The organism is Sporosarcina sp. FSL K6-3457 (genome assembly GCF_038007285.1).
Taxonomy (GTDB): Bacteria; Bacillota; Bacilli; order Bacillales_A; family Planococcaceae; genus Sporosarcina.
In genome coordinates, this window is record NZ_JBBOWX010000001.1 from 2,876,163 (window position 1) to 2,887,721 (window position 11,559).

Below are 11,559 nucleotides of genomic sequence, written 5' to 3' on the forward strand. Positions count from 1 at the left end.
TTTGAGATAAATATACTTCTCAAGTGGTGACTTTGTTTTCTGAATTTTGGTTTTTCAGTGGCCTCATAAAATTAGAGGTTCCTTTTGAAAGGAAGGTAGAATTCCTATGACTCAAATAGCAAGCAAGAACAGCATGAGTTATGAAAGAAATTATTCGCTCATGACAGTTATATTGTTTTGGTGTGGGCTGGTAGTAGTATCCAGTGTTTATTTGACTATTCCATTAGCAGCAATCTTTAGTGACGTGTTTAACTCCACAACTGCACAGACGGTTTGGACTAGTAGCGCATTTTCATTGTTTTACGCAGTGGGATGTTTGTTTACAGGTCCAATGTCCGATCGATACGGTCCAAAACCAGTTATTTTATATGGTTTAGTTATATTATCCATTATTACCATAGCTTCAGGATTATCGACTAGCCTTTTAATGCTTATCATCCTAAGGAGCTTGCAAGGAATAGCCGCGGCAACCTTCCCCCCTGTAGTGGTTACTTATATTGTAGAAATATTCCCACCTGAAAAACATGTTACTACGATTGGTTTTGTTAGCTCCAGCTTTTTAATGGCTGGGATTGTAGGTCAAGTTTTCAGTAGCTCCATCAGCAGTATGTTTGGATGGCGGTATGTATTTTTTATTATCGGAGCTATCTATTTAATAACAACTATTATTGTGGCTTTACGTATCCCAAACGTCGATAATCAAAACAAGAATAGCAGTTTACTAGAACCCTTCAAACAATTTGGCTTCATTTTTACAATAAAACCATTGCTGTTCTGTTATGTGATTGCCATTACCTTATTACTTACTTTTGTTGGAATGTATACTGCACTTGGAAACTATTTAAGTTTAGAACTTGGGTTAGGAAGTAAAGACGTTTTCCTTGTACGTACCGTTGGAATTATTGGAATGTTGTTTTCTCCGTTTACAGGAAAACTAGTTGCCAAATATGGTATTCAAAACAGTCTACGTGCCGGACTAACACTAGCTTTTGTAGGTTTAGCTTTTTTAGGGTTTACCTCTAATTTACCGTTACTTATTATTATGAGCGTTATATTCGTGACTGGAATTGCGGTTACAGTACCCACACTTATTTCATTAGTAGGCCAACTTGGCGGTCATGCACGTGGAGCTGCAGTTTCTCTTTATGTATTTTTTGTATTCATAGGTGCTTCACTTGGGCCAATCGTGGCTGTAGCGCTATTAAACACTGGCAGCTACTTATTAACATTTGAAACTATGGCCCTCATGCTTTTCATTGGTATAGTGATTTCTTTAGTGGTCAAGTTCACAAAACCAAGTAAAGTTTTGAAATGAAAACAAATGTTAGGGTATAAGAGTTACATTTTTCGATATCGAAGCAAATGTAGCCAAATACAGTCTTAAACTAGTTGATTAAAGCCTATCTTTAAATAAGGGGTTGTTTGTTTATGACACGTTTATTGCTTTTGGGGGCAACTGGGCGCACTGGCGTAGCTATCCTTAGACAATTATCTGAGCATAAAAAAATTCAAGTGACTGCTGCAGTACGAAATCCTAGTGATGCCTCTAGATTGCCAAAAACTAAAGAGTTGTTTCAAACCGTAACTATAGATATTGACGATATTTCTAGTCTTCGTAATGCTGCATCCCACGCTGATATCGTAGTGAATGCAATTAGACTACGAGGTGACGTTTCTCCAACTGCATGGATAGAACTTGACACGCGCATTCGTGAATCAGTTGATGATATGGAAGGACGTTTGATTATCACTGTGGGAGGAGCAGGTTCTTTACACTTACCCAATGGTGGACGGATTTGTCAAGATCCTAGTTTCCCAAAACGCACATTGCCTAGAGGTATAGCACAAGCTCGTCTAAGAGATTATCTGCAAGAAACACCTCCATTAGACTCATGGGCGTATTTGATTCCTCCTCCAGCTTACATTCCTATGGGCTTGCGTACTGGGAACTACAATCGGTGGAAACCATCTAATGATGAAAGCAAATTTTTGGGCAGCAGTATCAGCTACGATGATTTTTCGTCGGCAGTTTGGGATGCAATTGAAAAGCGATGGACAGGGGTACATCTAATTGGTGGCCAGGAGAGTTACACTTAATTATTTCGGATCAAATTGACAAGACTGTGATTAATTTAATATCTAACCATAAGAAAGGTGAAATTAGCAGTACAATTTCACCTTTCTTTCTTGTAATTATCTGGTCCTTATCCAATTAAACGGCCCGTTTGCAGAAAGTTTATTTTATTGCAAGTCAATTATGTTCATGTAAAAAGTATACCAATTTTCCAATAGGTATGACGTGGTAAAACTATATCAAGGATGGTAATAGCAATAGGTAAGGCTTTGATATAATCTCCACCTTTTCCCCTGCTCCACACCGTACGTGATAGTTTCCCATCATACGGCGCTCCATCTACTTTAAATTTTAGTCAATAAGTTCTAAGTTACATAACTTACGATATTGGTTTGTTTTCTTAATTTGTTCGTCTGTTAGTTTAAAGAATTTAATCAACCTATTTATTGTTTCATCTTTTGTTACTAGCGTTGCATTAAAATAAAATCCGATTGTCAAGTGAAAATCTCATTAATTTATTGGGTAATATGGGATATTTTTATATAAAACGAATAAAAAACCCCTTATAATAAGGGATAAGGGTAATTCTGTCCAAATCCCAAACTATAAGGAGAAACCATGGACAAGTATACCACAAAAACTGTATTCAATGAATACATTTATCCACTCGATACACATGTTGTACAAAAAATGATTGATCATGCCGAAATTGATAAGTATGTGAAGAAGCTTGATACCCTGACGTTTACAAAGCTTTTCATCTATGCCCAATTACAGGGGTTACCGAGTCTTAGACGAATTAGTGAAAAAGTGAAGCGTAAAAAAGCTGTACAAAGAATAGTTGGCATAGCTAGCATTAGTAAATCCCAACTTTCAAGAAAGTTGAGAGATATTCCGCCTGAAATATTCGAGGTAGTCTTGCATCATCTTATTCAAAAACTCCATCAACAAATTGGTCCGAAAAAGGTAGATGCGGCACTTGGGAAAATCCATTTAATCGACTCTTCCACCATTTCAATGTGTCTTAGTCAATATCGGTGGGCGGATTTTCGTGATACAAAAGCCGGTGTAAAAATGCATACATCTATCATTTTTTCAGATGGGATATCTTACCCAAACGATGTGATTATTACACCTGCCAGACCCTCTGATTTAACACAGTTAGATGCGTTAATCGTACAGGATAAAGAGGCTCTTCATGTGTTCGACCGGGGGTATTTCGATTTCGACAAGTTCGATTTCTATTGCGAGAACGGAATTCGTTTTGTCACGCGTATCAAGTCCAACACCATCATTCACTTGATAGAAGAACTACCTGTAGATTCTTCCTCGGCAATTACACGGAGGGCCATCGTAAAAATTGGAAAGATGAAACATCCCCTTTATTTGATAGAGGCATTGAATGGTGAAGGAAAAAAGATCTCGATTGTGTGCAATGATGCGAAAAGAAGTGCCCAAGAAATTAGCGACCTTTACCGCAATCGTTGGCAAATTGAATTGTTTTTCAAATGGATTAAACAGCACTTAGTTTTGAAAAAGTTCTATGGACAAGGCGCGAATGCAGTATTCAATCAAATTTATATTGCCATGATTACTTTTTGTTTAACGCTCTTATTGAAGTAAGCGTCAAATAGGTTCTTTCCATTGTTGGTTGAATTAGCGATATATTCTGTTATAATAGAGTGAAAAGAATCTAGGAGGGGTTACTTTATGGATGAACTCATCACATTACTTGACGAAAACTTGATTTGTACAGGTACGGATATATCTTCAGATTTCATTTATTTCTTTGTGACATCTACTCGAAAAGAATGTGTGTGCCCTTCCTGTCAAAGTGTATCGTCTCGAGTCCACTCTCACTATAACCGAAACTTCCAAGACTTACCGATTCAAGATAAAAAGGTAGTGATTACACTATCTAATCGAAAAATGTTTTGTGATAATCCGTCATGTCATCGGACGACATTTGCCGAAACTTTTTCTTTTATAGACAATAAAGCGAAGAAAACCAAGCGATTGAAAGAAACCATTCTGGAAGTTTCACTCACACAAAGTTCTGTCTCCGCTGCAGTTTATCTATCGAAACACGTAGTCGACGTTAAAAAGAGCACAATCTGTAATTATCAAAAAAGCATGCTCGTAATCAATAAAGAGGATATCGAAGCTATTTGTATCGATGATTTCGCAATGAAAAAGAGAAAGAGTTACGGTACTATCATGGTGAACTTAGCCGATAGTAGAGTCATTGATCTCATAGAATCAAGAGAAAAAGAAGATGTAGTTATCTGGCTTTCTCTTTTTCCCAATATAAAATACGTCTCAAGAGATGGCTCTCTTACTTATGCCGCCGCGATTCGAGAAGCACATCCTGAAGCGCATCATATCAGTGATTGATTTCACTTAGTGAAAAATTTGACGGACGCAAGTACGCTCTGTATGTATAGAATTTTAGCTGGACGAATTGTCATTCCATTAACCAAGGAACAGAACGCAATGAACGAACTGCTAACTAGTAAACCTTCACGACGTACTAAAATCCTCTGGGTCAAGTCCTTGGCGTCTCAAGATCGCACTATACAAGATATCCGAACGCAAACAAAATGTAGCCTTCAAACGATTCAAAAATACATTAGAATGCGAGAAGAAGAAATCCCTAAAGATTTAGAGGACCAACGCGGTCGTGAACATACTGAAGCAATCCAGAAGATTATGGATAAAGTCAAAGAAGTGAAAGCTTTACAGGTAAAAGGATATAGTATTAGAAAAATAGCTGATGAGACAGGCTATACAAAGCGCACAATAAAAAATTACTTATCGCCTGATTTCAATCCTATTCATGGTCAATATGGTGTACAGCGTCCCGGAAAACTGTCCCCTTTTAGAAATGAAGTGATTGCTTTGCGCTCAAAAGGAACAACTTATAAAGAGATTCATGCTTCTATTTTACAGAAAGGATATACAGGCTCAGAAGCTGCGATTAGACAATTCATAGCGAAAGAAAAAAGGTTACAAGGTGACCTGGAAAACGATGTCATCGCTGGTTCCACGGAGATTGTGGAAAGAAAATGGCTTATAAAATTACTCTACAAGCCACTAGATAAAGTGAAAGTCATTTCCCTCGAACAAGTAGAAAATGTTGTTGAGAAATATCCACTAGTCGGTACATTAATTCGCTTGGTTTGGCGTTTCAAAGAGATTCTTCAATCGGGAGAGAAAGAGTTGTTACATACATGGATTTCAGAAGCAGCAGCCCTCGAATTAAATGAATTGACTAGCTTTCTCAATGGTATTAAAAAAGATATAGATGCGGTTGAAAATGCATGTACGCTTCCATATAACAACGGATTAGCTGAAGGAAGCATAAATAAGTTAAAAACCATCAAACGCATCATGTATGGCAGAAACAGTTTTGAACTTCTACGGAATAAACTATTGTTGCTTGAATCCCGTAAATTCAACTAACATTGGAAAGAACCTATTTGCCGCTTACCAACGAATGTTGCCTCCGCTACTGTATCCGTATCACCTTCCATTGGATTAAAACTTGCTGAATTGGGTTTATCAGGATCTACATGAATACATGGGATATCCATTTCTAAACACATTTCGTTTACCATTGCTGCCACATCTCCTTTTGGCTCAACAACGGATATACCTAACGGAACGCCACGCTTCTTTTGTAGCAGCAATTGATAAATCATTGGTTTCAATATTGTTGCATTAATAAATCGCTTTACAACACGACGAAACAATCGTCGGAATTATTTCTGAATTACGCGAGTGACTGTCACTCATATTTTCAAATCTATGAGACGGATTTGTAAAGAATTTTTACGAACGGTCTTTATTCGTTCTCTATTCGTTGTACTGAGTTCTTCATCATATCCATCTCCATCAACCGGGAGAGCATGTCGTCTATATTGTTCAGTAGCTTTTCGACAGTGCCGTTTAATTCATCAAAGGAATACTCAGGTTTCCCCCTAAATCCATAACTATAATGCGATTGTAGAAATTCTCGCTCATGCTTTGATAATTCTCTTCTTTGAAACGGAACGGTTAACTCGTCAATCCCTACGAAGTATCTATGGGTTGATGTATGCCTAAAGAGTGTTAAGATATCTTTCTTCTCCTTTGTAATATCCAGATAAGCATGAGATAATATCATGTCTAACTCTTTGATTTCCTCATAAGATAGCCATCCGATTTTTTCTTTACAGGCCGTCAAAGATGACTTAAGATTATTAAAATAGACACCCCTTACGTTTGAAATCAACTCACGCTGAGACAACTCGTTTATCATCATGGCCACATAGTCTAACAGAGATACAATTCTGGGTATAATACCTCTGAAATAGTAGTTTTTCACTTCATACTTCCAATAATTGCTCCATTCAATTTCTCCTTCTTCTCTAAGTTCTTTTTCTATCACATAGGCAGCTTGAGAATAATAGTGTGTTTTTACCAGTTCGCGAAAGGCTTCCAAAATTGAGTAGAGATGGCTTTGACTCAGCATATCTTTTACAGGAGCGAAACCATCCATTGACACTTCATACTTCAAAGTCTTAAACGGAGAAGTGAGCATCATTACACTGTATTCTCGAAACCATTTCAGTAAATAAGGTTGCATCTTCTCTAGGTCTTCATTTAATAATTTTTCATCCATTTGTCCCACCCCCAACAACATTGTAGCATAGGGGACCAGTACGGCTGGATGAGACGCAGACACCATTGATCATCATAGCGTGCTCCGAATTCTGCAAAAGACGGGATTTCATTTCCAAATACCGCCATAACCGATGATGCTATTCCACATGTAGCCTTCTCCCTTTACAATTTAAAAACTAATACATGTCACTGCGGTAATGAGATATCGAATCAATGTCATGACGTCCAACTTGCGCGCTGCATCCTCATAGCCAACCGCTTTCATCAATAAATCAAGCTCTTCCGGAGAAACAAATTTCCGAATCAAATTCGGGAATGTGGTATTCTTTTTCATAAGAGACACCCCCTACTTGTATTTGATTGGTCGTACTTTCATTTTACAAGAAGGGTGTTTCTTTTTGCATCATACTGGATTTTTTGGCTAATCAATACGCCTGTTCCTCGGTATTATATGAATAAAACACACTGGAACTCTATTTATTTTGATTCAAACCTACCTATCCAACGATCTATCGGAAAATCTCATTCTGCATTCCTATGAGTTAGTGTTTGAAAAACTAACTAAAAAAGTCCAAAACCAGATTATTTTGGAGCAGTTTATAATTAACTCAATAATAAAATAAATTAAAACATTAAGAATACTATATGTATATATTAAAAAAGGAGTATAATGCATTGGATTTTCTGGGGCTCCATTATAGCTTTTCTTGTCGTCATCAATCTTGTGGATTTTTTAACTTGGCGGAAATATAATTTTATCGACCAAGAAAAGTCATTGAATCGGAATGCAGTGGAAGCCGATGCTCTACAAGAAGTAAGGCGGATCGACCATCATAATATGCCGTAAACTAAATAAACCTCTTTTGTACTCCAACAAATGGGTACAAGAATAGGACTTGTGTTTATAATTAAATTTCATGTATACAGGTCCTTTTGTTATGCCCTCACACAAAGAAAAAGCGATAGAGCAACTTACTCTGCCGCCTGCTATACATATGTTAGACTTTACCAAACAACTGATTATTTAGTTATTGCTCACATTTCGCACCCCACCAAGGCTAGATCGTTCATTTTCTAGGTGGATATTTTTTGGAGTCATTTGAGCTACGACATACAGCTGTCGGCTCTCCTGGTTTTTTACCAGAACCCACAGCCATCTCACGTATGCTTTTCACAGGAAGACCGTTTCATCCAATCCTAAATACGTCAGCACTTTTTGTTGTTCATAGGTAAGCGGCTTGCCGAATTGCCGTTGTTTAGTGCCATCGGGCAGTGTAAAAACGACGACTTGTACGTAGGTAAACAGTTGAAAAATCACTTGGCCTGTTGGACAAATGAGCTTTCGTTTTCCAGCGCCAATTAGTGGATTTTTTTAGTCACTTGCTGGCGAATGCGGCGTTGGAACACTTTATAGACGAGTAAGGCGAGTAGGAATAGATAGCCTAAGACGTTGAAGCGTGTCGGTTTCTTGAGATAGATTTCATCGACAAAATAAGGGTCTTTCAAAAAGGAAAAATTCATTTCCACATGGGTTTGTCCTTTATACAAACGTAGGACTTCCCCCGATAGTCGAGTGGAACTGTGGCAATTAAGACGAAACGGGAGGCTTTGCGACAAGCTTCCTCATAAATGGCTTCCTCGAATGTCGCCACCAACTGGATGTGGTACGTTATGATTTCTTCCGGAATCTCGTCTTTTTTGGGACGGCCTGGTTTGCGTTTGATGGTTCGACGGGCTTCAATCGTGGGTTGGACGTTATGATAGTTCCATTTTTTCTTCTGTCCCCATTTGTCCAGCGCTTCTTTGGCATCTGCTTCGCAATGAAATACGCGCTTGTCCAAGACTTGTTGATGGGTTTGAAGCTGGATGAATTCCTGATCTTTTTTCTTTTCGAGTGTATGTCGCTTTTTCTTATCCAGCGCGCTCGATTCCACAATGACAAGGCGAACCTCGTGCCCATAGTAAGTCGCGGAAAGCTCTTGAACACGGTGTTCGGAACTGTTTTTTGCTTTTGCCGTGGTGAAAGCAGCTGACCAAGTCGTTGGTTGTTCTTCGGCGATTTTTAGTGCGTTTTTCACAACTTTTAGACTGTTGGGACCACGTGAAATTAAATAGGCACCCGCCCGTTTGGCCTCCGCTAAGGTCGCTTGGGTCATCGCAGCAGAATCGGCTACGTAAATAAAATCAGGGACACCAATTTGTTCGAGTTGTTCTTGAACTTTGGGCAAGATGCTCGGATTCCATGTTTTATCAGAAGTATTCCCGTCATGGATATCGGCATAAATCGAAATGCCATCTTCGTTGACCACAGCGCCATATTGAAATTGTTTTGCACCTTGACGATCCCGACTATAGCCTTCCGTAATCAGCAGGTCCTCTTCATTCTCTTGTTTACCTACATACTGTCCGTAAACGGATTTACTCGTCGTATCGCCATGAAGGACATGCAAGGATGAAATGTCTTCTTTTTTCCAAGCGTTGACAACCAGCTGTGAATAAACTTGATGAATGTTGCCATTGTGTAGCCGATCCAAGTGGCGACCAATCGCGTCGTCATTGAAATGATGGGCTTTTGCGCTGGATGATAACAATTTCTCTAAGTCGATTTCAGCCGCCCACCCCTCCAGATGAACCAACGCTTGGCGTCCGCTAAGAATATCCAGAAGCAGTAAATGAACCACCTCGCCCGGCGTTGTCAGACATTGTTCATCATAAGGAACCAGCCGATTAATGGTTTCGGGGATGTCGAGTTGTTTAATGACTGCACTGACTAGATTTAGGTAGCGTTGTTGGTAAATAGCGTCGATTGCGGTGGTCATAGAAAATCGTTCCTCCCTATCGAATAGTTGGTTAAATGACTATTCGATAGAGGGGAAGAAAATACCTTTTTGGTGGGACAGAGGGTGCGGAATGTGAGTTATTGAGTAAAAGGGTAGTTAATTTGAAGAGGGAGATATAGCCGTCGGTCGGGGGTTCGAATCCCTCCTGGGACGTAATTAAATCAGTCACAAATTAATACAATAGTTTTTGAAAAACTAGGGATTCGGTCAAGGCTTCAATCACTGCTACCGAATCCCTTTTTTGTACCCTAACATTTTACGTATAACAAGACACGGAATTACCTTACAATTCAACTACAAAGATGGGAGACAGCATTCATGGCAGTCCGCTTGCAGAACTGATCCAGCTTTGACGAATCACCGCGATATCGCAGCCGCATGGAGCTCGTGAACCAATCCCAATGTTTCTCAAGAGTGTTCTCGTTGTTTTTTCTTGATAACGTCATCAATGATTAATAGGGAAACACCAAACCCTTTAGCCATCCCAGATGTCGACGCGGCAAGACAGTATTGCGCCTCACCTTCTATCGTCTAGATGTTCATCGCATTGCCTCCGAGAAACTCATGGAAAGTATTTCATTATAGGCACCCGTCATGATTTTTTCCTAATGGCTATTATGGAATATCTATTGAGCAGACAAAGATGCTGTGCTCGACTTGCCATGACAGGGCTGGACATCCATAATTAGCATGTCATCTGATTCATATATACGTACAGCCAAGAGGACCGTCGAAATTTCTTTGTCGTTAACGCTTGCCTTACTAACAAAGCAGTAACAAGCTTATTCATCGAAGTCGCATACACCGGTCAATTTAGACAATTCCTCTTCACTCATCTCTTCAAACCGTTAGTAAATATTCACGCTGCCACTTTGCCTGCTATCCCACTTGTCACGACAGTCATTAGGTCTGTGGTTCTTGGACCAGAAGATTTGGACTATCCCGTCTGGATTAACTTCTCTAGCAACAATTTTCTTACCCCTGTTAGGACGTCCGATCTGTGTGAAATGGAATACCTTCTCCATCTCTTCGATTCCTTCATCTACTATATATTCAAAACTATTTATATATATGTTCTCTTTACCATCCTCGTCTTCCTCACATATTAATTTCAAAATTAAAGGAAAGACTTCTTGTTTATTTTAAAACTTGTCCAAAAAAGAACCTATAGGCGTAAATAATTCCGCTAGATCCATAGTAGTTTTAGCTACATCAGCCATCACTTTAACATTACCTACCTCTAGCATCTCTTTAACAAAACTATCTATTTTATCCACTTCATCGCCTCCCACTGACACTCTACCTAAATCCAAATGAATTTTCTTTATCGTAGTTTCTGTTAACATCCCTAAAACAGCATCAAATAGATAAATTCTATTTAGTACCACATAGACTAAGGAACATCCCGATACTCTTTTGCAAATTTCACGCCGCGCAACTGATTGTTCTTAGGTGCCTCCACCCTCAAGCTTAATGATTTATCAAATTGTTTAGGATCAAAATAATAGCATTCATCGGTTTGCGGACAATAAACGCAGTACACATCAATTTCATCTTTGTCGACAACTGATGTAACTATACCTTTTGTATTGCAATAAGATGAACGAAATCTGACTTCTAGAATCCCCTTTGAAGTTAACTCTCTATACTTAACTTGAATCCTTTTAAAATAGCCATCTTTATAAACAACAAGGTCAAATGGAGAATGTTCGGTATGAGGCAGCAATATCAAATATCCTTTTTGATGTAAATCAACTTGGGCCTTTAAAACTCCTAAATCGCCCTTATTCTTAGTGTGATGATACAAAGTAATTCACCCCTTTCTCCCATTATGATTGATAGGTAGAAATACTTCTAGCTTCAACAAATAATGCCGTAACTCATAGCAACAGCCAACACTTTTCTCTTAATGCTCCAATCGGATTTCTTCGCAGAAAAAACACCCAAAACATTGAATTAACAATGTTTTAGGTGTTTTTT

The 11,559-nt window shown here is 38.7% G+C and carries 12 protein-coding genes and 2 pseudogenes; 8 read left to right on the forward strand and 6 right to left on the reverse strand.

What is annotated here, in order from left to right; all coding sequences use genetic code 11:
* Window positions 1-106 precede the first annotated feature (106 nt).
* The 5 genes from N1I80_RS14200 to N1I80_RS14220 all read left to right on the forward strand — a co-directional run bounded on the left by N1I80_RS14200 (window position 107) and on the right by N1I80_RS14220 (window position 5,536).
* Window positions 107-1,315, forward strand: coding sequence for an MFS transporter (locus tag N1I80_RS14200; RefSeq protein ID WP_340738518.1), 1,209 nt, complete (start codon window positions 107-109; stop codon window positions 1,313-1,315).
* Between the two features lie 113 nt (window positions 1,316-1,428).
* The gene (locus N1I80_RS14205; protein ID WP_340738519.1) at window positions 1,429-2,097 is read left to right on the forward strand and encodes an NAD(P)-dependent oxidoreductase; all 669 of its coding nucleotides are present in this window, start codon (window positions 1,429-1,431) and stop codon (window positions 2,095-2,097) included.
* Window positions 2,098-2,692: 595 nt separating this feature from the next.
* A complete protein-coding gene (locus N1I80_RS14210) occupies window positions 2,693-3,697 on the forward strand; it encodes an IS4 family transposase (protein WP_340738520.1) in 1,005 nt (334 codons plus the stop codon).
* 87 nt (window positions 3,698-3,784) lie between these two features.
* Window positions 3,785-4,468 (forward strand): transposase, encoded by a 684-nt coding sequence (locus N1I80_RS14215; RefSeq protein WP_340738521.1) that lies wholly within the window; start codon window positions 3,785-3,787, stop codon window positions 4,466-4,468.
* Between the two features lie 42 nt (window positions 4,469-4,510).
* Window positions 4,511-5,536: a transposase gene (locus tag N1I80_RS14220; RefSeq protein ID WP_340738522.1), complete on the forward strand. Its 1,026-nt coding sequence runs from the start codon at window positions 4,511-4,513 to the stop codon at window positions 5,534-5,536.
* Here the strand turns inward: N1I80_RS14220 and N1I80_RS14225 are convergent.
* The 3 genes from N1I80_RS14225 to N1I80_RS14235 form a co-directional block, all read right to left on the reverse strand.
* Window positions 5,533-5,826, reverse strand: a complete 294-nt coding sequence (locus N1I80_RS14225) for a hypothetical protein (protein ID WP_340738523.1) — start codon at window positions 5,824-5,826, stop codon at window positions 5,533-5,535. The two genes, N1I80_RS14220 and N1I80_RS14225, sit on opposite strands and share 4 nt — an antisense overlap.
* A gap of 92 nt (window positions 5,827-5,918) precedes the next feature.
* On the reverse strand, window positions 5,919-6,737 hold the full coding sequence (locus N1I80_RS14230) for a hypothetical protein (RefSeq protein WP_340738524.1): 819 nt from the start codon (window positions 6,735-6,737) through the stop codon (window positions 5,919-5,921).
* A gap of 171 nt (window positions 6,738-6,908) precedes the next feature.
* Window positions 6,909-7,073: a hypothetical protein gene (locus tag N1I80_RS14235; protein ID WP_340738525.1), complete on the reverse strand. Its 165-nt coding sequence runs from the start codon at window positions 7,071-7,073 to the stop codon at window positions 6,909-6,911.
* 102 nt (window positions 7,074-7,175) lie between these two features.
* Here N1I80_RS14235 and N1I80_RS14240 point away from each other — a divergent pair.
* From N1I80_RS14240 to N1I80_RS14250, 3 genes and pseudogenes are all read left to right on the forward strand, one after another.
* Window positions 7,176-7,362, forward strand: a pseudogene (locus tag N1I80_RS14240) (MmcQ/YjbR family DNA-binding protein); the annotation flags it as partial.
* Between the two features lie 47 nt (window positions 7,363-7,409).
* Entirely contained in the window at window positions 7,410-7,586 is a 177-nt protein-coding gene (locus N1I80_RS14245) for a hypothetical protein (RefSeq protein ID WP_340738526.1), read from the forward strand.
* A gap of 242 nt (window positions 7,587-7,828) precedes the next feature.
* A complete protein-coding gene (locus tag N1I80_RS14250) occupies window positions 7,829-7,972 on the forward strand; it encodes a hypothetical protein (protein WP_340740120.1) in 144 nt (47 codons plus the stop codon).
* On the opposite strand, the pseudogene N1I80_RS14255 reads toward N1I80_RS14250, so the two are convergent.
* The 3 genes and pseudogenes from N1I80_RS14255 to N1I80_RS14265 all read right to left on the reverse strand — a co-directional run bounded on the left by N1I80_RS14255 (window position 7,911) and on the right by N1I80_RS14265 (window position 11,386).
* Window positions 7,911-9,558 (reverse strand): annotated as a pseudogene (locus tag N1I80_RS14255) (IS1634 family transposase). The gene N1I80_RS14250 and the pseudogene N1I80_RS14255 overlap by 62 nt on opposite strands.
* Window positions 9,559-10,721: 1,163 nt before the next feature.
* Window positions 10,722-10,856, reverse strand: a complete 135-nt coding sequence (locus tag N1I80_RS14260) for a hypothetical protein (RefSeq protein WP_340738527.1) — start codon at window positions 10,854-10,856, stop codon at window positions 10,722-10,724.
* Between the two features lie 116 nt (window positions 10,857-10,972).
* A complete protein-coding gene (locus tag N1I80_RS14265) occupies window positions 10,973-11,386 on the reverse strand; it encodes a group I intron-associated PD-(D/E)XK endonuclease (protein WP_340738528.1) in 414 nt (137 codons plus the stop codon).
* Window positions 11,387-11,559: the final 173 nt, after the last annotated feature.